General features: G+C 66.7%; 24 protein-coding genes and 1 tRNA gene. 11 read left to right on the plus strand and 14 right to left on the minus strand.

Going from position 1 to position 24,852, the window contains the following annotated elements; all coding sequences use genetic code 11:
• Positions 1 to 22: 22 nt before the first annotated feature.
• Positions 23 to 1,600 (minus strand): M56 family metallopeptidase, encoded by a 1,578-nt coding sequence (locus tag ACPV3N_RS02375; RefSeq protein ID WP_440114120.1) that lies wholly within the window; start codon positions 1,598 to 1,600, stop codon positions 23 to 25.
• Entirely contained in the window at positions 1,597 to 1,986 is a 390-nt protein-coding gene (locus ACPV3N_RS02380) for a BlaI/MecI/CopY family transcriptional regulator (protein WP_440114123.1), read from the minus strand. The genes ACPV3N_RS02375 and ACPV3N_RS02380 overlap by 4 nt, the downstream gene beginning before the upstream one ends.
• A gap of 114 nt (positions 1,987 to 2,100) precedes the next feature.
• On the opposite strand from ACPV3N_RS02380, the gene ACPV3N_RS02385 reads away from it, so the two are divergent.
• From ACPV3N_RS02385 to ACPV3N_RS02395, 3 genes are all read left to right on the plus strand, one after another.
• Positions 2,101 to 3,282 (plus strand): alpha-hydroxy acid oxidase, encoded by a 1,182-nt coding sequence (locus tag ACPV3N_RS02385; RefSeq protein ID WP_440114125.1) that lies wholly within the window; start codon positions 2,101 to 2,103, stop codon positions 3,280 to 3,282.
• 64 nt (positions 3,283 to 3,346) lie between these two features.
• Positions 3,347 to 4,396, plus strand: a complete 1,050-nt coding sequence (locus ACPV3N_RS02390; protein WP_440114128.1) for a winged helix-turn-helix domain-containing protein — start codon at positions 3,347 to 3,349, stop codon at positions 4,394 to 4,396.
• Positions 4,397 to 4,489: 93 nt separating this feature from the next.
• Positions 4,490 to 5,068, plus strand: a complete 579-nt coding sequence (locus ACPV3N_RS02395) for a hypothetical protein (protein ID WP_440114131.1) — start codon at positions 4,490 to 4,492, stop codon at positions 5,066 to 5,068.
• 74 nt (positions 5,069 to 5,142) lie between these two features.
• Here the strand turns inward: ACPV3N_RS02395 and sdhA are convergent, their stop codons facing one another.
• The 3 genes from sdhA to sdhC are packed head-to-tail and all read right to left on the minus strand — an operon-like array spanning position 5,143 to position 7,756.
• Entirely contained in the window at positions 5,143 to 6,978 is a 1,836-nt protein-coding gene (sdhA, locus tag ACPV3N_RS02400) for a succinate dehydrogenase flavoprotein subunit (RefSeq protein WP_440114134.1), read from the minus strand.
• Complete coding sequence (gene sdhD / locus ACPV3N_RS02405) at positions 6,978 to 7,364, minus strand: succinate dehydrogenase, hydrophobic membrane anchor protein (protein WP_440114137.1); 387 nt, start codon at positions 7,362 to 7,364, stop codon at positions 6,978 to 6,980. The genes sdhA and sdhD overlap by 1 nt, the downstream gene beginning before the upstream one ends.
• An 11-nt stretch (positions 7,365 to 7,375) precedes the next feature.
• Positions 7,376 to 7,756 (minus strand): succinate dehydrogenase, cytochrome b556 subunit, encoded by a 381-nt coding sequence (gene sdhC, locus ACPV3N_RS02410; protein WP_440114140.1) that lies wholly within the window; start codon positions 7,754 to 7,756, stop codon positions 7,376 to 7,378.
• A gap of 97 nt (positions 7,757 to 7,853) precedes the next feature.
• Between sdhC and ACPV3N_RS02415 the strand changes: the two genes are divergently transcribed.
• Genes ACPV3N_RS02415 through ACPV3N_RS02425 form a run of 3 tightly spaced genes read left to right on the plus strand, consistent with a single transcriptional unit; the run spans position 7,854 to position 10,115 of the window.
• Positions 7,854 to 8,561, plus strand: coding sequence for an SDR family NAD(P)-dependent oxidoreductase (locus ACPV3N_RS02415; RefSeq protein WP_440114143.1), 708 nt, complete (start codon positions 7,854 to 7,856; stop codon positions 8,559 to 8,561).
• Positions 8,551 to 9,459, plus strand: coding sequence for a 50S ribosomal protein L11 methyltransferase (locus tag ACPV3N_RS02420; protein ID WP_440114146.1), 909 nt, complete (start codon positions 8,551 to 8,553; stop codon positions 9,457 to 9,459). Before ACPV3N_RS02415 ends, ACPV3N_RS02420 begins: the two co-directional genes overlap by 11 nt.
• The gene (locus tag ACPV3N_RS02425; RefSeq protein ID WP_440114149.1) at positions 9,432 to 10,115 is read left to right on the plus strand and encodes a DUF2459 domain-containing protein; all 684 of its coding nucleotides are present in this window, start codon (positions 9,432 to 9,434) and stop codon (positions 10,113 to 10,115) included. The genes ACPV3N_RS02420 and ACPV3N_RS02425 overlap by 28 nt, the downstream gene beginning before the upstream one ends.
• On the opposite strand, the gene ligA is transcribed toward ACPV3N_RS02425, so the two are convergent.
• From ligA to ACPV3N_RS02450, 5 genes are all read right to left on the minus strand, one after another.
• Positions 10,099 to 12,159: an NAD-dependent DNA ligase LigA gene (ligA, locus tag ACPV3N_RS02430; RefSeq protein ID WP_440114152.1), complete on the minus strand. Its 2,061-nt coding sequence runs from the start codon at positions 12,157 to 12,159 to the stop codon at positions 10,099 to 10,101. The two genes, ACPV3N_RS02425 and ligA, sit on opposite strands and share 17 nt — an antisense overlap.
• Positions 12,156 to 12,977, minus strand: a complete 822-nt coding sequence (locus ACPV3N_RS02435; protein ID WP_440114155.1) for an alpha/beta hydrolase — start codon at positions 12,975 to 12,977, stop codon at positions 12,156 to 12,158. The genes ligA and ACPV3N_RS02435 overlap by 4 nt, the downstream gene beginning before the upstream one ends.
• Positions 12,978 to 13,054: 77 nt before the next feature.
• Positions 13,055 to 13,723: a GNAT family N-acetyltransferase gene (locus tag ACPV3N_RS02440; RefSeq protein ID WP_440114158.1), complete on the minus strand. Its 669-nt coding sequence runs from the start codon at positions 13,721 to 13,723 to the stop codon at positions 13,055 to 13,057.
• Positions 13,720 to 15,384 (minus strand): DNA repair protein RecN, encoded by a 1,665-nt coding sequence (gene recN, locus ACPV3N_RS02445; RefSeq protein ID WP_440114161.1) that lies wholly within the window; start codon positions 15,382 to 15,384, stop codon positions 13,720 to 13,722. Before recN ends, ACPV3N_RS02440 begins: the two co-directional genes overlap by 4 nt.
• A gap of 68 nt (positions 15,385 to 15,452) precedes the next feature.
• A complete protein-coding gene (locus tag ACPV3N_RS02450; RefSeq protein ID WP_440114164.1) occupies positions 15,453 to 16,775 on the minus strand; it encodes a GGDEF domain-containing phosphodiesterase in 1,323 nt (440 codons plus the stop codon).
• Between the two features lie 114 nt (positions 16,776 to 16,889).
• Here ACPV3N_RS02450 and ACPV3N_RS02455 point away from each other — a divergent pair, with 114 nt between their 5' ends.
• Entirely contained in the window at positions 16,890 to 17,678 is a 789-nt protein-coding gene (locus tag ACPV3N_RS02455) for an NAD kinase (protein WP_440114166.1), read from the plus strand.
• A 54-nt stretch (positions 17,679 to 17,732) separates the two neighbouring features.
• Positions 17,733 to 17,807 (plus strand) — tRNA-Asn (locus ACPV3N_RS02460).
• 10 nt (positions 17,808 to 17,817) lie between these two features.
• Here ACPV3N_RS02460 and ACPV3N_RS02465 read toward each other — a convergent pair.
• Positions 17,818 to 18,555 (minus strand): sulfite exporter TauE/SafE family protein, encoded by a 738-nt coding sequence (locus tag ACPV3N_RS02465; RefSeq protein WP_440114169.1) that lies wholly within the window; start codon positions 18,553 to 18,555, stop codon positions 17,818 to 17,820.
• 78 nt (positions 18,556 to 18,633) lie between these two features.
• On the opposite strand from ACPV3N_RS02465, the gene ACPV3N_RS02470 reads away from it, so the two are divergent.
• Complete coding sequence (locus ACPV3N_RS02470; protein WP_440114172.1) at positions 18,634 to 19,227, plus strand: GNAT family N-acetyltransferase; 594 nt, start codon at positions 18,634 to 18,636, stop codon at positions 19,225 to 19,227.
• Between the two features lies 1 nt (position 19,228).
• Here the strand turns inward: ACPV3N_RS02470 and secA are convergent, their stop codons facing one another.
• Together secA and ACPV3N_RS02480 are read right to left on the minus strand one after the other, a co-directional pair.
• The gene (gene secA, locus ACPV3N_RS02475) at positions 19,229 to 22,006 is read right to left on the minus strand and encodes a preprotein translocase subunit SecA (protein WP_440114175.1); all 2,778 of its coding nucleotides are present in this window, start codon (positions 22,004 to 22,006) and stop codon (positions 19,229 to 19,231) included.
• 96 nt (positions 22,007 to 22,102) lie between these two features.
• Entirely contained in the window at positions 22,103 to 22,375 is a 273-nt protein-coding gene (locus ACPV3N_RS02480) for a hypothetical protein (RefSeq protein WP_440114178.1), read from the minus strand.
• A gap of 92 nt (positions 22,376 to 22,467) precedes the next feature.
• Here ACPV3N_RS02480 and argJ point away from each other — a divergent pair, with 92 nt between their 5' ends.
• Positions 22,468 to 23,694 (plus strand): bifunctional glutamate N-acetyltransferase/amino-acid acetyltransferase ArgJ, encoded by a 1,227-nt coding sequence (gene argJ / locus ACPV3N_RS02485; RefSeq protein ID WP_440114180.1) that lies wholly within the window; start codon positions 22,468 to 22,470, stop codon positions 23,692 to 23,694.
• Positions 23,695 to 23,699: 5 nt separating this feature from the next.
• Entirely contained in the window at positions 23,700 to 24,527 is an 828-nt protein-coding gene (locus tag ACPV3N_RS02490) for an inositol monophosphatase family protein (RefSeq protein ID WP_440114183.1), read from the plus strand.
• Here ACPV3N_RS02490 and trxA read toward each other — a convergent pair.
• Entirely contained in the window at positions 24,524 to 24,844 is a 321-nt protein-coding gene (gene trxA / locus ACPV3N_RS02495; protein ID WP_440114185.1) for a thioredoxin, read from the minus strand. The genes ACPV3N_RS02490 and trxA overlap by 4 nt on opposite strands.
• Positions 24,845 to 24,852: the final 8 nt, after the last annotated feature.

The following is a 24,852-nucleotide window of genomic DNA, read 5'->3' on the forward strand; positions in this document are numbered from 1 at the left end:
GGGCGGCTTCTTGGCCGCAAGGTCAACCCGCCGGCTTGCGATCGATGCGTTCGATCTCGCGATCGAGTTCCTCGATCAGCTTGCGCCTGGTCCCCTCGTCCATCCGAGTGTCGCCGGCGATTGCGGCGCGCGCCGCTTTCAACCCGCCCGAAGCATTGGCGATTATCTCCTTGCGGCAGATCCTGACGACGCGGCGACCGTCTTCGGTCCGGGTTTCCGTAACCTCGCCATCGTCGCCGCAGTTGAGTTCTACCCGCGCCATGTCGTGACCCAGCCTGCTGTGAGCCCGTGCAGCGTGCTCTGCGGCATCCCGGGCGCGCATCTCGATGACCTTTACGCGTTTCTCATCGAGCCGCACGTTCTTTTCGATCCGATGGTCGAGATCGGCGAGATGCTTCTCGAGCTCCTTCATGCGGGCCTGGAATTCGGCAGATTCCGGGTCGAGGATTTCTCCGTCGGCCGACTTGATAACGACCCTGCGTCGTTCGACCGTGCCATCCGTTCCGTCCTTCTTCCGGATGACGAGAACCCGCTCGCCATCGGCGGACGGCGCCACGGCGGCCGGCGGCGCCGGCGGCGCCAGCGGCGCGTCAGGCGCAGCCGGTGGCGGCGGCGGCAGCGGAGCGGCGGGCGCATCGCGATCCTCCTTGGCGCCGGCGTGCGCGTAGCTGATTGAGGCCGTCAGCGGCAGCGCCAGTGCGGCCATCCCGATGAAAGCCCCGCCCATGCGGCGGCGGCGGATCGAAATCTCGTTCATGGTCAGGTTCCTCAATCGGTGAATGATAGATTTGTCGCCGAGCACGGGACACGCCATGGGCGCGGCCAGAGCAGCTCGGGGTGCGGGGGCGGCAGCCGTCCCGGCGATGAGCGCGGCATACCGCGACCTTTCGAGCCGGTCGCACCCCGCAATCACGCGCGCATCGCACGCTGCCTCCTGATCGCGACGCATAGCGAGCCAGCCAAGCCACGACAGGGGATTGAACCAGTGGAGTGCGAACAGCGGCAAGGCAGCAAAGTTGGCCGCCAGGTCGTGCGCCTGATGGTGAGCCAGCTCGTGTGCGAGGGCAAGGTCGCGAGCCGCGCGGTCCGGCAGCGCCATGAACCCGACTGGCAGAGCGACGACCTTGTCGACCACGCCGAACGCGAGCGGCGAACGCGTCGCCGGCGTTTCGACCAGACGCACGCTCCCCACCTCGCCAACCATGCGGGCACCCGACAGCAGCTCAATCCTCAACCGCCGGTAAGCGGCCAGGCGCAGCGCGATGTAGATCGCCGCGCCCGCCAGCCAGATCGCGACCAGTCCGGTCTCGATAAGCGGCGACCACTCCTCCATCACGCCAATCGCCGGCTGATACCCCGCGGCAGTCTGCGCGGGCACGTCCATCGCTGCCACCAACTCCAGATCGCGAGCCGGCAAGGTGATGGTCACCGGATCCGGCGCGGGCAGCACGAGCGGCGGCATGATCAGACGGATGCCGGGCAACAGCCAGAGCGCATAGGCTGTTCGCGCGCCGAAATGACGGGCCATGGGGCGGCGAAGGAAAAGCACCAACGTGATCAGCGCGCCGGTCCAGACCAACGTATCGAGCAGCCAGGTCATCGGCGGAGCTCCTTCAGGAGCGCCTCGATCTCGAGGAGATCCTGCTCGCTCAACGCCTCGCTTTCGGCGAGATGGGCAAACAGCGGCGCCGCGCGTCCTCCGAACAGGCGATCGACCAACCGGCGGGACTCGCTCCCGAGGTAATCGGTGCGTTCGACCAGCGGCGAATACAGAAACCGGCGTCCGTCGGGCTGGGTTGCGACGGCGCCCTTGGCGACCAGCCGGCTAAGCAGCGTCTTGACCGTCGGCATCGACCAGTCCCGATCCGAACAGACCCGTTCGCATACGTCGGCTGCCGATAGCGGGCTCTGGTCCCAGAGAACTTCCATCACGGCATGCTCGGCATCGCTGATCCGTTCGCTCGCGATCTCGCTATCCTCAGCCAAGCTTCCTCTCCCGCATGAGCGACCACATCTGTAGACGTGGCGATTACGGATGTAAACCTGAAGCGCCGATGAATGACTGTTCAGGTTTGCAGACCCGAAGTAGGAAAGGCTGCCATGGAAATCTCCTACCGCGTCCCCCATGCCATCCGGCGGCTGCGCGATTGTCACAACGTGATGGATTTTCGGCGCCTTGCCCACCGTCGGCTCCCCTTTCCGGTATTTCATTATATCGACGGTGGCGGTGACGACGAGATTACCCGGACCCGGAACACGGTCGCATTCGACGAGGTCGACCTTGTCCCGAACGTCCTTGCAGGAGTCGCCACGGTCGACACGAGCGCGACGATCATGGGGCACAAGACGGATCTCCCCTTGGTGCTCAGCCCGACGGCACTCCAGCGATTGTTTCACTGGCAGGGCGAGCGCGCGGTCGCCCGCGTGGCCGAACGGCACAACCTGTGGTTCGGCATCTCCAGCCTGTCGAGCGTCAGCATCGAGGAAATCGGCGCGAACTATGCCGGGCCCAAGATGCTGCAGTATTACTATCACAAGGATCGCGGCCTCAACGCCGCGCTTGTAGAGCGTGCCCGCGCGGCGAACTTCGATGCGATCGCGCTGACCGTCGACACGATCGTTTCAGGCAATCGAGAACGCTGCAAGCGGACCGGCTTCACCACTCCCCCTAGCTTCACGCCCGCCAGCTTCCTTTCGTACGCGTCGAAACCGGCATGGGCGCTCAACTACCTCTTCCGCGAACGGTTCAGCCTGCCGAACCTCGAGGCGCATGTCGCCCAGGGCAGCAGCAGGGCGATTTCGATCCAGGACTATTTCAACGAGATGCTCGATCCCGACATGGATTGGGCAGCGGTCGAAAAGCTTCGCCACGATTGGGGGGGAACGTTCTGCCTTAAGGGCGTGATGAGCGTGGCCGACGCGCGCCGCGCGGCCGATATCGGGTGCGATGCGATCATGGTGTCGAACCACGGAGGGCGCCAGCTGGACGGCAGCCGAGCGCCGTTCGACCAGCTTGCCGAAATCGTCGACGCGGTAGGCGACCGGATTGAAGTTATCTGCGACGGCGGTGTCAGGCGCGGCACGCATGTGCTCAAGGCCCTTGCCACCGGCGCGACCGCTGCGTCGGGCGGGCGGCTCTATCTTTACGCCCTTGCCGCGGCGGGCGAGGCGGGGGTCGAGCGCGCGGTGGCCATCCTGAGAGAGGAAATCGAACGGGGAATGCGGCTGATGGGGGTCCGGTCCGTGGCGGAGCTCGACCGGACCATGCTGCGCCGGCGCTGAATTCCCACAAGCGAACTCCGGCAAGGTGGTGTCAGGCCATGAAAATTTGCCTATCCCTGAAACCATGCACGATCGGACCTACCAGTTCGGCCCGTTCCGGCTTGACCCGGCGGACCGCCGCCTGACCCGCGACGGGGAGCCGATCGAGGTGAGTGCGCGGTACCTCGATGCCCTGATTCTCATGGCAGCCGATCAGGGGCGACTCGTAACCAAGGACCGTTTCATGGCGGAAGTCTGGCGCGGCGTGCCCGTGACCGACGAGGCTCTCACCCAGTGCATCAGGGCGCTGCGCAAGGCCCTGGGCGACAGCGCTGCGGCGCCCCGGTACATCGAGACCGTCCCGCGACACGGGTATCGCCTGATCGCGCCGGTCACCAGCGGCGGGACTTCGCAATCATCTCCGCCAGCGCATGCCTCAATCCCCGGCGCTGCGCCCGTCGGTCTCGATGCCATGTCGGGAGCGATTGGCGGAGGACTTGCCGGAATGGTCGCGGGCCTGGGATATCTCGCGTTAGGGCTCGTCACGCCGGGGATCGGCACGGCCTCGACTCTCCTCGTGCTCATCAGCATGAACCTGCTCCTTGGCCTCGCCGCCGGTCTCGCGGTGGGCACAGGCGCCTCGGTTGCGGGGCGCGCGTCGAACAACGCGCCCGCGTGGATCGTGGCCGGGGGCGCTTCGGGCGGGCTGCTGATCGGCGCGCTGGGGCGCATGATAGGGAACGACCTGTTCGCGCTGCTTTTCGGCACCCCACCGGGGGCGATCACGGGTTCGATCGAAGGGTTCGTCGTGGGCGCCGCAACGGGCCTGGCGATCGCGCTCGCCTTGCACTTTTCCGCGAGGTCCATTCCGCGACGACTGGCGCCCGGCTTCTTCCTTGGCGGCGCGGCCGGGGCTGGTATCGCGCTTATGGGCGGGCGGCTGATGGCGGGCAGCCTCGCCGAAGTATCGGCGCGCTTTCCCGACACGAACCTGCAAATCGAAGGGGCGCTATTCGGTGAAAGCGGGCTTGGCCCGATTGCGCTGACGGTCGCCACCGCGTGCGAGGGCGCGTTGTTCGCCGGCTGCGTCGCCGCCGCAATCATCGCCGGTCGCAGATTGCAGGCGGCACGCTGAACCCGGCGATTTCAGCGAAAGCTCACGGTCGCGTCATGATCCTCACCTCGCAATCGGCGAGGTGTACTCCGTCGCATTTACGGAGATTGCCTGATGACCACTGCTTCAACCGCCACCGACATGACCCCCGGCACCGAGCGCTTCCTGCGGATCGCGGGATGGATTGCTGTCGCCATGCTGCTCGCGCTGCCGGCGATCGCGATGCAGTTCACCGACGAGGTCGACTGGAGCACGGGCGACTTCATTGTCGCCGGCAGCGTCCTGGTCATCGTGGGCGGAATGCTCGAACTCGCTGCGCGGGCGAGCAGGAACCTGTCGTTCCGGGTGGGCGCCGTGGCAGCCGTCGCTTGCGGCTTCCTGCAGCTCTGGATCAATGCCGCCGTGGGAATCATCGGCAACGAGGACAACCCCGCCAACTGGACCTATTACGCCGTCGTGGTGATCGCCGCCGCAGGCGCCGTCATCGCACTTGGCAACCCGCGGGCGCTCGGGCGCGCAATGCTGACGGCCGCTTTCGCACAGGTCCTGTTCTCGGTCCTTCACGCCGCGAACGGAACGCCTACTCCGGTGATCGACGGGTTCTTCGCCCTCCTCTGGCTGCTTGCCGCGCGCATGTTCCGCCGCAGCGCGCGACAGATGGTTGTTCGGTCGGAGAACAGTGACCAGTCGTGACAGCCCCGGTCTTCCGTCGCGCAAAGTGCGACGGGAGGGGCGCAACCCGGCCTCGTCGAACTTCCGGGAGAGCTTCAGTACACCCGTTTCTTGGGCTTGATGTACTCGACATCGTCGGTGAGCGTGTATTCGTGGACCGGGCGGTAATCGATCTTCACGCTGCCGCCCTTGCCGCCCCAACCGTCGAACCAGGCTGCGGTGTGCTTCATCCAGTTCGCGTCGTCGCGTTCCGGGTAATCCTCGTGCGCATGGGCGCCGCGGCTCTCCTTGCGGTTCTCGGCGCTGGCCATCGTGACCGCCGCCTGGGCGATCAGGTTGTCGAGCTCGAGCGTTTCGACAAGATCGCTGTTCCAGATTAGGGACCGATCCGTGACCGATACGTCCTCCATCCGGCCGTAGGTCTTCGCCAGCTCAGTCACGCCCTCCTTGAGCAGGTCCGCCGTGCGGAAGACCGCCGCGTGCTTGCTCATGGTCTGCTGCATTTCCTTGCGGATCGCGGCGGTCGGCGACCCGCCCTTCGCGTTGCGGAAATGATCGAGGCGGGTGAGCGCGAGCTCGCCCGCATCCTTGGGCAGTTCGTCGTGCGATGTCCCAGGTTTGATCAGCTCCTTGAGCCGGTGACCGGTCGCACGGCCGAACACGACGAGGTCGATGAGCGAGTTCGAGCCGAGCCGGTTGGCGCCGTGCACCGATACGCACGCCGCCTCGCCGACCGCGAACAGGCCAGGCACGACTGTTTCCGGATTCCCGTTGGCAACCGTCATGACCTCGCCGTGGTAGTTCGTCGGGATGCCGCCCATGTTATAGTGGACGGTCGGCACGACCGGCAGCGGCTGGCGGGTCAGGTCGACACCCGCGAAGATCTTGCCGCTTTCGGTGATGCCGGGCAGCCGCTCGGCAAGGATCCTGGGGTCGATGTGATCGAGGTGAAGGTAGATGTGGTCCTTTTCAGGGCCCACGCCCCGCCCCTCGCGGATCTCGAGCGCCATCGATCGGCTCACGACATCGCGGCTGGCGAGGTCCTTCGCGCTCGGGGCGTAGCGTTCCATGAACCGCTCGCCTTCCGAATTGGTGAGGTAGCCACCTTCTCCTCGCGCACCTTCGGTGATGAGGACACCCGCCCCGTAAATTCCGGTCGGGTGGAACTGGACGAACTCCATGTCCTGCAGCGGCAGGCCTGCGCGCAGGACCATGCCTCCGCCGTCGCCAGTGCAGGTGTGGGCGCTCGTCGCGGTGAAGTAGCAGCGGCCGTACCCGCCGGTCGCCAGCACCACCGCCTTCGCGCGGAAGCGATGGATCGAGCCGTCGTCGAGGGACAGCGCGACGACGCCCACGCACGCGCCGTCTTTCATGATCAGGTCGATCGCGAAGTATTCGATGAAGAAATCGGCGTCGTACTTCAGGCTCTGCTGGTAGAGCGCGTGCAGCATCGCGTGGCCGGTTCGGTCGGCCGCCGCCGCGGTGCGCTGGACCGGGGGGCCTTCACCCATGTTCTGCATGTGTCCGCCGAACGGGCGCTGGTAGATCGTGCCGTCCTCGTTGCGGCTGAACGGCACGCCCGCGTGCTCGAGCTCGTAGACCGCCTGCGGCGCCTCGCGGACCATGTACTCGATCGCGTCCTGGTCGCCAAGCCAGTCGGAACCCTTGACGGTATCGTACATGTGCCACGTCCAGTGATCGGGCGTGTTGTTGCCGAGCGAAGCGGCGATGCCGCCCTGGGCGGCGACGGTGTGGCTGCGCGTCGGGAAGACCTTGGTGATATTAGCGGTGCGCAGTCCCGCCTCGGCCGCTCCCATGGTGGCGCGCAGGCCCGATCCGCCCGCGCCCACGACCACGACGTCATAAGTGTGGTCGACGATCGAATAAGCCGGCTGGCGGGCCGCGCCGGTGTCGTTGGGCTGCGAGGCCATCAGGCGGCTCCTCCAAGAGCGATGCGGATGATTGAGAACAGGCCGAATCCTGCACCCGCAACCGCCAGGCCGTTGAGCGCGGCGATCGCGGCGAACTTGTTGCCGGGAGTGTGCACGTAATCCTCGACGAGCACCTGCAGGCCGAGCCGCGCGTGCCAGAATACGTTGACGATCCAGATTGCCAGCGCGGCCGCCGGCAGGGGTTGGGAGAGCCAGTCTTTCACCGTCGCGAAATCGTACGCGGGAAGCAGCGCGAGACTGATCGCGAGGAAAAGCCCCAACACGACGTTGCCGATCGCGGTGAACCGCTGCAGCAGCCAGTGGTGCGAACCGTGATGCGCCGACCCCAGCCCGCGCACCTTGCCGATCGAAGTTCCGTTACCCATAGCGCAGCGCCTTACTTGGTGAGGATCAGGGCCCAGAAGCCCACCGTGAGTGCAAGTCCGACAAGCGGCGCGATGATCGACCACGTCTTGTTGGTCGTAAGCTCGTAGCCGGCGCCGATATCGAGCACGAAATGCCGTATTCCGCTCGAAAGATGGGTGAAGAAGGCCCACGACAGCCCGACCAGCACGATCAGTCCGACCGGCGATCCGGCCAGCGCCTGGAAACCGGCGTAGCTCTCCTCGCCCCCCGCAAGCGAACCGAGCCACCAGACGAGCACGCCGAGACCGACAAGGGCCATGCCGTCACCGGTGACCCGGTGGAGGATGGAAACCAGCATGTGCGGCCCCCACTTCCATATCTGCAAGTGCGGCGAGAGCGGGCGGTTGGCCATCGAGAATTCCCGTTTTTCGAGTGCGCGACTCCCTTAACGGGTTGAACCGCCCGCGCAAGCGCTCGACACGCAACCGATCATGCACGAAAGGGAACCGATGACGACCATCCTTCTCACCGGCGCCTCGCGAGGGATCGGCGCTGCCGCCCGCGCGGCGCTCGAGGCCCGCGGCTGCCGGGTGATCGGCCAGGCTACCGCGCCCGGAAATGGTCTGCTCGCGGCCGACTTCACCGACCCGCAGTCGCCGCAGACGCTGTGGGAAACTGCGCTTTCGAAAGCCGACGGCACAATCGACGTTCTCGTCAACAACGCGGGGCTGTTCTCGGCCAATCCGCTTGCCGGGTCGGACATCGCGTGGCTTGACGGGTGGGAAGACACGCTGCGGATCAACCTGACCGCCGCCGCGCAGCTCAGCCGGTTCGCGGTGCGCCACTGGCAGGAAACGGGCAGCGGCGGACGGATCGTCCACGTGGCAAGCCGCGCCGGGCACCGCGGCGATTCCCCCGCGCACTGGCATTATGCGGCCGCGAAGGGCGGCATGCTCGCGCTGCACAAGACGATCGCCCGGCAATATGCGGCCGAAGGCATCCTGAGCTACGCGATCGCGCCGGGGTTCACCGATACCGACATGGCCGGAGACTATCTCGCGAGCCGGGGCGGCCCGGGGCTACTCGCCGACATTCCGCTGGGGCGGGTCGCCACCCCGGACGAGATCGCGACCATGATCGCGTTCTGCGCGCTCGACGCTCCGCCGAGCATGACCGGCGCCACCCTCGACGCCAACGGGGCGAGCTATGTCCGATGAGACGTGGACGCTGACCGCGTTCGCCGACAAGCGCACGGTCCAGGCGGCCCTGCTCGCCCAGGAAGATGCTCACGACTGGCCCGCGGACGTGACCATCACCGGCTTCGAACTAGCGGATGACCGGCCGGACGACTGGCGTCTGGATGCGTACTTCAACCGCAAGCCTACGCCCGCGGATCGGCGAATGGTGGCATCGCTCTTCACCGGCACGGCCCCGCGGCTTTCGGCAGGGAAGCTGCCCGATGCGGACTGGCTGACAGAAAGCCAGCGTGGTCTCGAACCGATATTGGCTGGCCCGTTCCACGTGCGCACACCCGATCACGCGCGGAGGGCGGGCGCGATCGACTTCGTCATCCCGGCGAGCCAGGCGTTCGGGACCGGCCACCATGCGACGACCGAGGGTTGCCTTGCCATGCTCGCCGCTATGAAGGCGCGTGGCACGCTTGCGCGGAACATCGCCGACATCGGGACCGGGACCGGTCTGCTTGCTTTCGCCGCGCTCGCGCTCTGGCCGCGCGCCCTGGCTACAGCGAGCGACATCGATCCCGTCTGCGCGGGCGTGGTGGAGGATAATGCCCGGGCCAATGGAGTGCGGCTGGGCGCCGGCCCCGGGGCGCTGACGATGACGATCGCCGACGGGATGGATGCCCCTCTGCTCCGTACGCGCGGACCCTACGACCTGCTCATCGCCAATATTCTGGCAGGCCCGCTGGTGGAGCTTGCAGCCGACTTCGGCAGTTCGGTGGCACCGGGCGGCAATCTCCTCCTCGCCGGCTTGCTGGAGACGCAGGAGGCCGCCGTCCGCCGCGCCTACCGCAGGTCCGGTTTCCGCCTGGCCGCGCGCATCGTGAACGGCGACTGGTCGATCCTGTGGCTGCGGCGCCGGCTCGCCCCCTGAGGATCGCCGGAAAGGCGCTTGCCTGGCTCGGGCTGGGCGTGGGGCTGTTCATGTCCGCAGCGTGGGTCGGCAGTCTGGTTCCACGCAATTCCGGGTGGACCGAGCCTGCGTCGGGCATACCGATCATGGTCGAAACCAACGGCATCCACACCGCGATCGTCATGCCGCTGGTATCCACCCAAAAGGACTGGCGCGGCGATTTCCCCGCGCGCGACCTGGGGGAACAGGACAGGGCGTACACCCACGTATCGGTGAGTTGGGGCGAACGCGTGGTATTCCTCGATACCCCCGATTGGAGCGATCTCTCGCCACTGACCGCGATCAGTGCGGCGGCCGGCGGCGACGGCCTTCTTCACGTTGCACATTACGTACGCCCGGCCCCAGGCGATACCGCGCGGGTGGTGCGTCTGCGGCCGGTCGAATACTCGCGCCTCGTCACCGCGATCGAACGGCAGGTGCTGCCCCCCGCCCAGCGCACCCGCTATCCCGGGTACGACGACTGGGACGTCTTTTATGAAGCGCCCGGCCGTTATCACATCGGCAACACGTGCAATCAGTGGACCGCCGATACGCTCGCCGCCGCGGGGGTGAAGGTGGGATGGTGGACCCCCTTCTCCGGTGGGGTGATGCGATGGTTCCCTAGCCCGCGGCCCTGACGATCTCCGCCCATGCGGCCTCGTCGATCACCTCGATCCCGAGGTCGGCCGCCTTCTTGAGCTTGCTGCCCGCACCGGGCCCCGCGACGACGAGGTCGGTCTTTGCACTGACCGATCCCGCCGCCTTGGCGCCGAGCCGTTCGGCCTGGGCCTTGGCCTCGTCGCGGCTCATCGTCTCGAGCTTGCCGGTGAACACCACCGTCTTGCCGCTTACCGCGCTGGCGGTGGTTTCGACCTCGTAGCGCGGCGGAGAAACCTCCGAAAGCAGGTCGTCCCACACTGCCTTGTTGTGGCCCTCGTGGAAGAAGTCGCCGAGCGCCTCGACCACCACGGGGCCGACGCCGTCGATCGCGGTCAGCTCGGCGGCCGCCTCCTCGTCCCCGGCGTGTGCCCGCTCCGCGAGATCGCGCAGGACCGGCAGTTCATGAAATCGCTTCATGAGATCGCGCGCCGTTACCGCGCCGACGTGCCGGATGCCCAGACCGAACAGCAGGCGCGCGGCATCGGGCGCGCGTTTCGACTCGATAGCCGCTAACAGGTTATCGACAGACTTGTCCTGCCACCCCTCGCGGCCCACGAGCTCGGAGCGGTGGGATTTGAGGCGAAAGATGTCTCCCGGACCCTTGTCGAGCCAGCCGAGGTCCATGAACTCCGCGATCGATTTTTCGCCCAGCCCTTCGATATCGAGCGCGGGGCGGCTGACGAAATGCCGCAGACGCTCGAACTGCTGGGCCTTGCAGACGAGGCCGCCGGTGCAGCGGACATCGACCTCCCCCTCCTCGGCCACCGCCTCGCTCCCGCACACCGGGCAATGGTCGGGGAAGGAATAGGCGGGACGGTCGACATCACGGGTCAGGTTGTCGACGACCTGCGGAATCACGTCTCCGGCGCGCTGGATCACGATGCGATCGCCTTCGCGCAGGCCGAGGCGAGCGATCTCGTCACGGTTGTGGAGCGTGACGTTGTACACCGTCACCCCGCCGACGAGCACTCCGGATAGGCGCCCGACCGGCGTGAGCTTTCCGGTGCGGCCGACCTGTATGTCGATCTTCTCCAACGTCGTCTCGGCACGCTCGGCGGGAAACTTGTGCGCGATCGCCCAGCGCGGCGCCTTGCCGACCGAGCCGAGCCGGGCCTGCAATGCAAGCTCGTCGACCTTATAGACGACGCCGTCGATGTCGTACGGCAGGCTTTCGCGCCGGTCACCGATGCTGCGGTAATGCTGCAGCAGTTCCGCGGTTGATCGGCACAGGGTGAGGTCCGGACTGACCGGAAATCCCCAGTCCCGGATCCGCTGCATCATCGCGAACTGCGTCTGTTCGGGAACTTCGCTCGCGGCGCCCCACCCGTGCGCCCAGAACTTGAGCGGGCGCCGGGCCGTTACGCTCGCATCCTTTTGCCGCAGCGATCCCGCCGCTGCGTTTCGGGGGGTTGCAAAGACCTTTTCGCCAGCTTCTTCCTGCGCAGCATTGAGCGCAGCAAAATCCTGCTTTCCCATGTAAATTTCGCCGCGCACCTCGAACACCGCGGGGACCTTTCCGCACAGCGATTGCGGCACGTCGGGAACATGGGCGACGTTGGCCGTGACATCCTCGCCTACCTGTCCGTCGCCCCGCGTCGCGGCGCGCACGAGCCGCCCCTCCTCGTACCGCAGCGAACACGAAAGTCCGTCGATCTTGTCCTCCGCGGTGAACGCCAGCGGTGCATCGGCGGGAAGGTTCAGGAAGCGCCGCACCCGCGAGGCAAAGTCCGCCACCTCCTCGTCCGAGAAGGCATTGTCGAGGCTCATCATCCGCATCTCGTGCCGCACCTTCGACAGCGGTGATGCCGCTACTTCGTGTCCCACCCCGGCGCTCGGCGAGTCCGGGCGGACGAGATGGGGAAAGCGCGCCTCGAGCTCGGCATTGCGGCGGACGAGCGCGTCGTACTCCGCGTCGGTAATTTCCGGCGCATCTTCAGCGTGGTAAAGCCGATCGTGCCGCGCGATCGCCTTGGCGAGCCGCATCAGTTCGTTTGCGGCATCGGCTTCGGTTGGCTCGCTCATTCGCTCGTCAGGACTTTCAGCATGGCGGGTTCGTTCTCGGCATAGACCGGATCGCCGGGCGTAATGACGGCAAAATGACGGGCCCCGGGGTTTTCGCGAACCTCAAAGTTGGCACCGCGCTCGCGGATCGCGGCGAGCGCGGCGGGCGGCGGTGCGGGCAGACGAGCCTGAACGAACAAGACCTTGTCGAGCTGCGGTCGCGGCGCGATCGCCCCGGTCCGCGCTGCACCCGTCTCGCCTAGAAACGGGCCCACTGCGGAGAATTGGCACAGCGCGTCGAAAGCTCCCGCCTCCATGCCGAGGTCAGCCGGCCCGTCTAGCACGATGGCCGCGCGCGCGCGAAGTGCCTTTCGTCGCCCCAGCGGTCCTTCCGCATCTTGGTCGCTGGCAAGCCATAACGCCGGGAGGCCGCCCGCCGAATGCCCGACGAGCGTGACTCGCGTGCGGTCCACGGGATACCTGCCTGCTACGTCGTCGATCAGCCGTGCCGCGGCCGCCCAGTCGACGAAGGAGCCGGGCCAGCCTCCGCCGTCACCAACCTCGCGGTAGTCAACGTTCAGGCTGGCGATGCCGTGCTCCTGCCAGCGCGTCGCGAGCGGAGCCATGTATGCCTGGTCCGCCACACCGTACTTGAAGCAGCCGCCGTGGAAGATCACCGCCAGCGGAAACGGACCGGCGCCCTTGGGCAGCCGCAGCTCGGCGAAACCGCGCGGGTGGTCCGCGTAGCGCAACACCGCGTCGGGCCGCGATGGCCCAACGTGCGCGTCGGTCCCCCACATGGCGCCGTTGGCGGGGGAGCCGGTCGAAGCCTCGGTCATCGCTGTATCCATTCGAGGAGTGCAAGCCGCAGCCGCAGCAGCAGCAGCAGCCGCCAGCACGAGAATCGGGCCGGACTTCATGCGGCCACCAGAACGGTCACGGCCATTTCGCGCCGCTCGACAAAACCCAGCGAACGGTAAAGCCGGATCGCACCGTCGTTGGCGCTGTAGCTATGGAGAAAGGGGACCTCATGCCGCGCGGCCATGTCGGCCATGACCCGCATCATCAGCCGACGCGCGAGCCCACGACCGCGCGCAGAAGGTGTGGTGCACACGCCGCTGACCTCCGCAAAGCGCGACGACGGCCGCATACGCGTGCCCGCCATCGCGACGAGCTCTCCGCGCTCCCGGACGCCGTAGAAGCCGCCGTACAGGTGCGTGGAGGTCGACCACGGCCCCGGGCGGGTAGACCGAGCCAGGGCCGCCATGGCGGACGCGTCGTCTTCGCCGAGCGGGATCAGAGCCGGATCCTCCATCTCGGTCAGCGGGGCCTCGGCGACCATCTGGGTCAGCTGGGCAGTCCGATCCACGACGAGGCCGGGAGGCGCCGCGACAGGGTTTGTTTCGACGAACCACAACGGACCATCGCGATGCCGCGTCAGCCCGCGGGCCGTGCCGTCGGCGCAGGCGGCAAACGGCCCGATCGCCGGATCGAGTCGCACCCCATCGCGGGTGCGGCGGGCAAGATGCGCCTGCGGTCCAGTCAGGCAGTTCCACACGGGTCGGTCGAGTGGGTGAGCGGTCACGCGCCCTCGAGCAGCCTGTCCGCCTGCGCGCGCGCCTCGTCGGTGACCTCGGCGCCGGACAGCATGCGGGCGATCTCCTCCTGTCTGGCGGCCGGGTCCAGCAAGTTGACCGAGGTGCGGGTGACAGTGCCCTCGCTGGTCTTGTGAATGGCGTAATGCGTACGCCCGCGAGCGGCGACCTGCGGGGAGTGGGTGACAACGAGAACCTGTCCGCCTTCCGCAAGCCGCGCCAGCCGGTCGCCGATCGCACTGGCCACCGCGCCGCCGACGCCGCGGTCGATCTCGTCGAAGATCATCGTCGCCGCTCCGCCCTGTTCGGCCAGCGCCACCTTGAGCGCGAGGATGAACCGGCTGAGTTCACCGCCGCTCGCGATCTTGTTCAGAGGCGCGAAATCGGCACCGGGGTTCGTCGCGATGAGAAATTCGACCGCATCCAGCCCGGCGGGGCCCCAACGGTCTTCGGGAAGCTCGATCACGGCCGTGCGGAAACGGGCCGCATCGAGCTTAAGGGGAGAGAGTTCGCCGGCGACGGCGCCATCGAGCCGCAGCGCGGCCTCGCGCCGCAGGTCGTGCAGGGCGCGCGCGCGTTCACGATAGGTTTCGCCCGCGGCCCTCGCGGCCAGCGCCAGTGCATCGAGTTCCGCCTCGCCACCCTCGATCGCGTCGAGCGCGTGGCGGAATTCGCGCATCTTGTCCGGTAGTTCGTCGACCTCGCAGCGGTGCTTGCGGGCGATCGCCCGCAGGTCGAACAAGCGGGTCTCGGCCCGCTCGAGCGCCATCGGATCGTGAACCAGGGCCTCGGCCGCCTGGCTCAGCTTGTCTTCGGCCTCGCCCGCCTCGATCACGGCGCGATCAAGCGCGGCCAGCGCTTCGGTGAGCAGCGGATGCTCACCCGCAATCCGGTCGAGCCGGCGCGCTGCGACACGCAGGTGCGCGAGCGGGGATTCGGAGCCTTCCCACAAGTGCCGCAGCTCCTCGAGATCGCCCGAGAGGCGTTCCCCCTTCTGCATGGCGGCACGGGTTTCGGCGAGCCGCGCCTCCTCGCCTGCCTGGGGTTCGATCTCGGTCAACTCGGCAAGATGAGCGAGCAGCAGATCCTGGTCGGCCTGCGCGGTCTCGACCCGCGCGCGCGCGGCGGCGAGGCGGTCTTCCGCGGCGCGCCAATCCGCCCACGCGCGTGCGACACCGCCGGCCTGCCCTCCCGCGAAGCGGTCGAGCAGCGCACGGTGCCCGCGGGGGTTCACCAGCCCGCGATCATCGTGTTGTCCGTGCAGTTCGACGAGCGCGGCAGCGATCTCGCGCAGCAGGGCCACGCCCACCGGCTGGTCGTTGACGAAAGCCTTGCTGCCGCCATCGGCACGCACCGTCCGCCTGAGTATCAGCGGCTCGTCCGCCTCGATCTCTATTCCCGCCTCGTCGAGCGTTTCGCGCAAGAGCTCGGGAAATGCGGCGAATTCGAAAGTCGCGGTCACGCCCGCGCGGTCCTCTCCGCTGCGGACGAGGCCGCTGTCGGCGCGGTTGCCGAGAACCAGCCCCAGCGCGTCGAGCAGGATCGACTTGCCCGCCCCGGTCTCCCCGGTCAGCACGCCGAGACCGCCGCGGAATTCGAGATCGAGCGCCTCGATCAGCACGATGTTGCGGATGGACAGGCGCGTCAGCATGGCAGCGGCTGGTCCCTAGCCCATGCGCCGCGCCTCGTCACGCGCCGCCAGACCATTGCCAACAGCGTTCAACGACTGGCGAGTTCGAGAAAGGCCGCGGGGTCGAGCGGCGGCGAGCCGAGGAAACCCTGATAATACGCGCAGCCCTCCTCGCGCGCGATCTCCGCCTGCTCCTCGTTCTCGATCCCTTCGGCGACGACCGACAGGTCGAGCGCGCTGGCAAGCGCGACGATCGCCCGCAGCACCGCGCGGTCACGCGGATCGTGTTCGATCCCCTCGATCATCGAGCGGTCGAGCTTGAGGGTGTCGAGCGCGAGGAGCTTGAGATAGCGGAAGTTGCAGAAGCCCCCGCCGAAATCGTCGAGGGCGATCCGCATGCCCGCCGACTGCAGCGCCGCGATCGCGGGAGCGGCCTGATCGAGGTCGCCGAGCAGGACCTGCTCGGTTATTTCGAGCGTGATTCGCTTCGGATCGATTGCCGACGCCGACACGAGCGCCGTGAAGTCGCGTGCAAATCCCCTGTTGGCTAGGTCCACCGCGGTAACGTTGAGCGATAGCCGCAGGGGTGCGGGCCATTTGCTCGCGGCGGCCAGCGCGGCTTCGGCGATGTGGCGCGACAGGTGGGCGACGTGGTCGGCACGCTCGGCGATCGCGAACAGCGCGCCCGCACCGATCAGCCCGACGCGCGGATGCTGCCAGCGGGCGAGCGCCTCGGCCCCGATGATACGGCCATCGTCGAAGGCATACTGGGGTTGGAACGCGATCTCGATCTCGTTCCGGTCGAGCGCGGCCAGGAGATCCGCCTCGAGCTCCGCCGCTCGGATACCCGCCGGGGCATGGCTCCGGTCGGCCCACAGCACCCGCGCGTCGGGCCGGTCATGCGCCCTCCCGAGCGTCGCGGCCAGTCGATCCAGCACGTGCGCGGGCGTCTCGCCGGGCAGGACCCGCATGAGAGCGATCCGCGGCCACAGGCGCACGGTGCCCGAACCGTCGATTGCCGCAATCGGCGCGGCGAGCGCCTCTGCCACTGCCTCGCCCAGCCACTGCCAGCGTTCACGACTGATCGGCTGCTGTGCGACGAGGGCAAACTTGCCCCCGCCCAGCCGCGCGGCCAGCCAGTCGCCGTCGGCGAGTTCGTCGGCGGCGAAATGGTTGAGCCGGCGGGCCAACTCGACCAGGGCCCCGTCACCCGCTGCCTCCCCGTATGCCAGATTTACCGCGTCGAACCGGCCGAGCCCGACGAGAAGCGCGTGTACGGGGGCCGCTTGACCGCCTTGGACGCCATCGGACCGCCAGGTTGCCAGTCGCAGGTGAAGCGCCTCTGCATCGGCTAGCCCGGTCAGCGCATCGCGGCCCGGACCGGCACACAGGGAATCGGGAAACGCCGCCATCGCACGGTCCTAGCGTGGCAGTTCGGCTTGCGGGGCGATCGTTTGGCCGCGTTGCCAAATGGGACAGCGGCATCTAGCGTCATTCATGACCGAAAGGGCGGGTGGGAGAGTGCGGTGACAGGGCAGATCGACCTCGGCCGGCTGGCCCTGCTCGCCTCGCCTACCGAGCGCGCGCAGGAAGCGGCTGACGAGTTGCGCGATCATTTCGATTTCGTCCCATTGGCCCGGGCGGAAGCAGTCGTCGTCGTGGGCGGCGACGGCCACATGCTGCATACCCTGCACCAGATGCTCGACCAGGAACACCTGGTGCCGGCATACGGGGTCAACCTCGGCACGGTCGGCTTCCTGATGAACCGCTATCGCGGTCCCGCGAAACTCGCCGACCGTCTTGCCAAGGCGAAGGCGTTCAATATCGCGCCCTTGCGGATGGAAGCGGTCGACCAGGAGGGCCGCCGTCACGTCGCATGCGCGATCAACGAAGTCTCCCTGCTGCGCGAGACCCGCCAGACGGCCAAGATCGAAGTCATGCTCGACGGGAAGACGCGACTGAAGGAACTGGTCTGCGACGGCGTTCTCGTGGCCACGCCGGCCGGGTCGACCGCATACAACCTGTCGGCCAACGGGCCGATCCTTCCGCTCGATTCGCAGCTTCTCGCGCTCACTCCGATCAGTCCCTTCCGCCCGCGGCGCTGGTCGGGCGCGGTGCTGCCCGAAAGAAGCCGCATCGCGTTTCGCGTCAACGAGCCGGCCAAGCGGCCCGTCTCGGTCGTCGCCGATCAGCGCGAATTCCGCGACGTCGCCGAGGTTCACCTTGAAATCGCGCGGGAAAGCCAGCTCACGTTGCTGTTCGATCCGGGCCATGCGCTCGACGAGCGGATCGTTGCGGAGCAATTCGCCGTATAGGGTTGCCAAGCGCCGGGAGCGCCCATATAGGCGCGCTCCTGCCGATCTGGCTGCTCCCCGATAGCTCAGCGGTAGAGTAGGTGACTGTTAATCACTTGGTCGTTGGTTCGAATCCAACTCGGGGAGCCACTTTTCAGCCTTAGCCCAGCAAGAGACGCGCGCCGACCCAGATGGTCAGCGCTGCGGTGAGCCAGCGGATCGCGTTCTGCGGAAGTAAACGGACCGCCATCAGGCTGCCGACCTGTCCACCGATCGCGACCGCCAGCAGCAGCGGCCAGCCGAATGCTGCGGCCGCACCGATCATGTCCGCACCGCTCTTGGTCAGCTGGCCGGCAATGCCGAACAGCGAATTGACCAGGATGAACAGCGCTGCGGTCGACGCGATTTCCCGCGCCCCGTGCCAGCGGACGAGGTGAAGGACCGGCGCAAGGAAGATGCCTCCTCCGATCCCGACCAGGCCGGCGAGGTAACCGATCGGTGCCGCGGCCAGAGGTGCCCAGCGGGCGAAACGGGACGGCTCGCCCTCATGGACTGAGGTCTGGGGAACCAGCAGGGTCAGGCCAGTCAACACGAGGCTCGCGCCCAGCAGCGAGAGGAACATCGTCTCCCTGATCGGTGTAAGCCCCCCCAGGAAGGCCGCCGGGGCAGCGATCGCGGTGAGCAGAAAGGCGCCCCGCCACGGCGTGATCCTTGCGCGCGCAAAGCGCACAGTGCTGCCTGCGACCACCACCACGTTGCAGAGCAGGGATACGACAGGCAGCAGGCGGTAGTCGACACCCGACAATGCAAGGAGCGCGCTGTAGGTCGATCCGCCGCCGAATCCCACCGAGGCATAGAGGAGCGCGGTAAGCGCGAACGCGGCGGTAAGCCAGACCATCGCCACCGTCTATCGGGCGCCTGTCGCGCGTGCTAGCGCCGAACCGGAGGCGCGATGGACCTCGCTTGCACAATCGACTTGCCGTTCCCGCTTGTGCGCGCGGAGCGCGGGGATGGGCTGCTGGTCGGAGACATTACCGCCGAGGCCTTTCGCGACGATCCGTTCAACCGCTGGCTGCTGGGGACGGAGGCCGGCATTCGCGGGATGTTCGTCCCGCTTGCACGGCACGTCTATGTGCCGCGCGGCTTCAGCTATCGCCTGGGCGACGAGGGTGCCGCGATGTGGATGCTGCCCGGCGGCGATGACCGGATCGGTTTCTGGGCCATGCAGAAACTGCGCCTCAATGCGATTGCTCGCGCAAGCCGCGGTGCGATTGGCCGTATCGAGCGGACCGTCGCCGCCATGGAAGCGGCGCACCCGCGGTTCGACCACGCCTACCTGTTCACGATCGGGGTTCGGCCCCGCGCACAAGGCAAGGGACTTGGCCGCACGCTGATGACGCCGGTCCTGGCCGCCTGCGACCGGACAGGACTCCCCGCCTACCTCGAAAACTCGAACCCCCGGAATCACGCCTTCTACCGCTCGTATGGCTTCGAGCGCGTGGGAATGATCGAGCCCCAACCGGGGGCGCCGCCGCTGGAAGCAATGCTCCGGCGGCCGCGCACCCGGTAAATCACCCGTTCGCCGGGTTGGAGGCCTTTGCGCCCACGGCGCCGTGACAGTGCTTGTACTTGTTCCCCGAACCGCACGGGCACGGCGCATTCCGGCTGATATCCTGTCCGGCCCACGGGTTGTCCGCCGCTCCGCCCGGCCCCGCCGCGGCCATCGGCGAGCCGGCGAGCGAGCCAAAGAGTGCCTCGCGCATCCGCGATCCGTCGCCGTCGTCCGAATTCTCGAGGCCCGACAACGGGTCGATATGACCGGTGAGGAAATCGGGAAGATCCGGAAGCGACAGCGGCTGCGTCTGCGGCCGGAACTGGAACTGCGCCTTGAGAAGGATGCCGGTGACATCCTCACGAAGGGTGTCGAGCATGCGCTCGAACAGCACGAACGCTTCGCGCTTGTATTCGTTGATCGGCTGCTTCTGGGCATAGGCGCGCAGGAAGATCACCTGCCGCAGCGCATCGAGCGTCGAGAGGTGTTCCTTCCAGTGGTGATCGAGCCGTTCGAGCAGGATCTGCTTTTCCAGCCGCTTCCACATCGCCGGATCGGCCTCGGCGATCTTCCGTTCCATGACCTCGTCGGCCATGGCCACGAGCCGCTCTTCGAGGATCTGCGGCTCGACTTGGTCTTCCTGCAACCAGTCGTCGATCGGCGGTTCCAGGCCAAGAACGTCGAGAACCCGTTGCTTGAGCCCCTCGACGTCCCACTGCTCGGGATAGGATCCGGGCGGACAGGCTTCTCCGACCAGCGTGTTGACCGTGTCGTGACGCATGTCGACCACGACATCGTCGACCGCCTCGCTGTCCATGATCTCTGCGCGCTGTTCATAGATGACCTTGCGCTGGTCGTTCATTACGTCGTCGTATTCGACAACCTGCTTGCGGATGTCGTAGTTTCGCGCCTCGACCTTCTTCTGTGCGGTCTCGATCGCCTTTGACAACCACTTGCTTCCGATCGCCTCGCCGTCGGCGAGGTTGGAATTCATCATGCGCGCGAACAGCGTGTCCGGCCCGAAGATACGCAGGAGGTCATCCTCGAGGCAGAGATAGAACCGGCTCAGGCCCGGATCCCCCTGACGACCGGCACGGCCTCTCAGCTGGTTGTCGATGCGGCGGCTTTCGTGCCGCTCGGTACCGAGGACGAACAGTCCGCCCGCCTCGAGAACCTTCTGGCGCTCCGCAGCGACTTCGGCCTTGATCCGGTCGATCTCGAGCTGGCGCTTCGGATCGTCCTCTGGAATGTCCTTGAGCTCGTCCTCGATCCGGAATTCGACATTGCCGCCGAGCTGGATGTCGGTGCCGCGGCCCGCCATGTTGGTCGCGATCGTCACCGCGCCGAGGCGGCCCGCCTGGGCAACGATGTGCGCCTCCATCTCGTGGAACCGCGCGTTGAGCACCGAGTGCTTGACGCCCTCCTTCTCGAGAAACTGGCTCAGCAGCTCGCTCTTCTCGATCGACACCGTGCCGACGAGTACCGGCTGGCCGATCGCCTGTTTTTCGGCGATCGACTTCGCGATCGCGGCGAACTTGTCGTTGGTGTTCTTGTAGAACTCGTCTTCCTCGTCGATCCGCTGGACCGGCACGTTGGTAGGGATCTCGACCACGTTCATCTTGTAGATGTCCCAGAACTCGCTCGCCTCGGTGGCGGCGGTGCCGGTCATGCCCGAGAGCTTGGGATACATCCGGAAGTAGTTCTGGAAGGTGATCGAGGCCATCGTCTGGTTCTCGGGCTCGATCTTGACACCTTCCTTGGCCTCGACCGCCTGGTGCAGGCCGTTCGACCAGCGCCGCCCGTCCATCATGCGGCCGGTGAACTCGTCGATGATGACGACCTTTTCGTCCTTCACGATGTAGTCGATGTCGCGCTTGAACATCTTGTTCGCACGCAGGGCCTGATCGAGGTGATGGACGACCTGGGTGTTCTCTACGTCGTAGAGATTGGGGGTGACGAGGAGACCGGTGTCCGCGAGGCGTTCCTCGATCTTCTCGGCGCCCTCCTCGGTCCAGGTGATGTTCTTGCTCTTCTCGTCGGCTTCGTAATAGCTCTCGTCGATCTCCTTCACGATCGCGTCGATCGCCACGTAGAGGTCGGTCTTGTCCTCGGTCGGGCCGGAGATGATCAGCGGCGTGCGCGCCTCGTCGATCAGGATCGAATCGACCTCGTCGACGATCGCAAAGTTGAAGGGGCGCTGCACCATCTGGCCGCGCTCGTGCTTCATGTTGTCCCGCAGGTAATCGAAGCCGAACTCGTTGTTGGTGCCGTAAGTCACGTCGCTCGCATAGGCTTCGCGCCGCTCGAACTCGTTGAGGTTGGGCACGATGACGCCGACCGTCAGGCCGAGGAACTTGTGGATCCGGCCCATCCATTCGGAGTCGCGGCGAGCGAGATAGTCGTTGACGGTGACGACATGGACGCCCTTGCCCTCGATCGCGTTCAGGTAGGTCGCAAGCGTGGCGACGAGTGTCTTGCCCTCGCCCGTCCGCATTTCCGCGATCTCGCCCCGATGGAGCACGATCCCGCCCACCATCTGGACGTCGAAGTGGCGCATTCCGAGCACCCGGACCGACGCCTCGCGCACCGTGGCGAAAGCCTCGGGCAAGATGTCATCGAGCGTACTGCCGCCCTGGATCATCTCGCGGAACTTGGGCGTCTGCGCCGCCAGTTCGGCATCCGAGAGCGCCTGGATCTGCGGTTCCAGTGCGTTGATCTGGCGGACGATCTTCTCGATCGACTTCACGTAACGATCGTTGGATGACCCGAAGAGGGCCTTGGCGATGTTCTGGATCATGGTTGCCCCTGGGGCTGGAATCTTATTGGGAAACGCCCGCCGGGGCGGAATAAAGCCCGGGCGGCCGCGGAAGCACGGAAAATCAGGGACGGCGCGCTATTCGAGCGCGCGATCGACACCGACCTGGATCGTGGGGATGACGATGACCACGGGCCTGCGGGTCCGGCACGGAGCGGGAACCGCGCCATTCCTGCGAAGGCTGGCGCGTTGCAGGATTTCCTTGCACGCAGTCGCCGGAGCCTGTTGCTGCGCCTGGCTTGCCTCGACCACTGTTTGGGTCATCACCGCCATGACGCGCGCCTCGGCCGGCGACCCGGCCGCCGTGAGGCCGGTGATCAGCGCAAAACAGGCAAGAATGCGACGCAACATGGTCCCCGCCAGATAAGGTCTGCCCGGCAACTCGTCCACCCCCCCATGAAAACGCGTTTACGAGCCTCCCACACCTTTATAGGTGGCGCTCGATGGACACCGATCGCTCGCCGCTCTCCCGCCCCTTCCCCGCCACGCCGCGCGTCGAAGGCGTCGTGCCGCGGGTGGCGCGGGCCGGCTACAAGGACTGGGGCCGCTGCGACCTCACCTATGTCGAGTTCGCCGAAGGTACGTCGGTTGCAGGCGTCTTCACGAAGAATGTCTGCTGCTCGAGCGAGGTCGAACTGGGCCGCGAACAGGTCGTGCTGGGCCGGGCGCGGGCGCTGGTGGTCAATGCAGGCAATTCCAACGCCTTCACCGGCTACCGCGGACGCGAGGCGGTCGAGGGTATCATGGGACAGGTCGCAGCGCACCTCGGTTGCGAACCGAGCGACGTCTTCGTCTGCTCGACCGGCGTGATCGGGGTGCCGCTCCCCGGCGACAAGGCCCGAGCCGGGCTCGAGGCGGCGTTCGCCGGCGCCGAATGCACGTGGGAGGAAGCCGCTGCCACGATCGGGACGACCGACACCTTCGCCAAGGGAGCGGTCGCCACAGCGATGATCGAAGACAGGAAGGTCACGCTGGTCGGCATCGTGAAGGGCAGCGGAATGATTGCCCCCGACATGGCAACCATGCTGGGCTATGTCTTTACCGACGCCGTGGTGGAGCCAGCGTTCCTCCAGGCGTGCCTGTCCGCCGCCAGCGCCGCCACGTTCAACTGCATCACCGTCGACGGCGACACCTCGACGAGCGACACCGTCCTGGCATTCGCCACCGGAAGGGCGGGCAATGTACCCCTCGCCTCAACCGTCGATCCGGGCGCAGACGCGTTCGCCGCCGCGCTGCACGATGTCTGCCGCGAGCTTTCCCACCTCGTCGTGCGCGATGGCGAGGGAGCACGCAAGTTCATCGAGATCGCTGTGACGGGAGCGGTCGACGACGACAGCGCGCGCCGGATCGGCCTGTCGGTCGCCAACTCCCCGCTGGTGAAGACCGCCATCGCAGGCGAGGACGCCAACTGGGGCCGCGTTGTTATGGCGGTGGGCAAGGCCGGCGAACCGGCCGATCGCGACAAGCTGTCCATCGGCTTCGGCGGAACCTGGACCGCGCGTGATGGCCAGCCGCTCGCCGATTATGACGAAGCACCCGTCGCCGCGCACCTGAAAAGCGAAGATATCACGATCGAAATCGACATCGGTCTCGGCGAAGGCCGGGCCACCGTTTGGACGTGCGACCTCACGCACGGGTACATCTCGATCAACGCCGATTACCGGTCCTGAGCGCGATGGGCTCCGCACTCGACGACGAAATCGGCTCGCTGCTGCGCTACGCAGCGGAAAATGCCGTAATGCCGCGCTGGCGCAATCTCGCCGAAGGCGAGGTGGTGGAAAAGGCCAAGGACGACCTCGTCACCATTGCCGATCGCGAGGTGGAGACGTTTCTGAGCGAGGCCCTGACCCGGCTCGCGCCCGATGTCGCGGTGGTGGGCGAGGAGGCGAGCGCGGCCGATCCGTCCGTGCTCGGCCACTTGTCCGGTCCGTGCTGGATCATCGACCCCATCGACGGAACGTCGAACTTCGCAGCCGGCCACGGACACTTCGCGATCATGATCGCGCTGGCCGACGGCGGGGAAACCATCGCGGGCTGGATCTACGACCCACAAAGGGACCGTTTGTGCCGCGCCCGCAAGGGCAAGGGCGCGTTCATTAACGACGCGCGTATTAGGGCCATGCCGGGCGGCTCCAATCCCCCTGCCCTTGCCGCGATGACCCGCTATATGGCGCCTTCTCAACGCGAGGTGTTCGAACGGGAGATCGTTCCGCATTTCACAATCGCAGAAGCGCCCGGATGCGCGGCCGAGCAGTATCCGCTCGTCGCCATCGGCGGACACGATATCGCGATCTACGAACGCACGCTGCCGTGGGATCACGCGGCCGGAAGCCTGTTTCTCAACGAGGCGGGCGGTCGCTGCGCGCGGCAGGATGGTTCGCCCTACCGCGTCGATTCCAGGCGAAAGGGCCTGATCGCCGCTGCGACACCCGCGCTGTGGGACGAGTTCGTCGCCCACCTGGACAAGTCGGGTTATCGCCCGGGCGGGCCCGACGAAGGCTAGAGTTCGCCTTCGAGCCACCCCTTCAGTTGGCTCTTGGGCGCGGCGCCCAGTTTCTGGGCCACCGGCTTCCCGTCCTTGAACAGGACCATCAGCGGGATCGACTGTACGCCGATCGATCCGGGAACCCCCGTGTTCTCCATGATGTCCATCTTGGCGATGGTCACCTTGTCGGCGAGTTCGTCGGAGATTTCCTCGAGCGCAGGTGCGATCATCTTGCAGGGTCCGCACCAGTCCGCCCAGAAATCGACGAGCACTGGCTTGTCGGCCTCGAGCACATCGGTCTGGAAGCTGGCGTCGGTCACGGCGATGGTCGGCATGGGAATCT

Origin of the sequence: Tsuneonella sediminis (assembly GCF_051912845.1) — a bacterium.
GTDB classification, from domain to species: domain Bacteria; phylum Pseudomonadota; class Alphaproteobacteria; order Sphingomonadales; family Sphingomonadaceae; genus Tsuneonella; species Tsuneonella sediminis.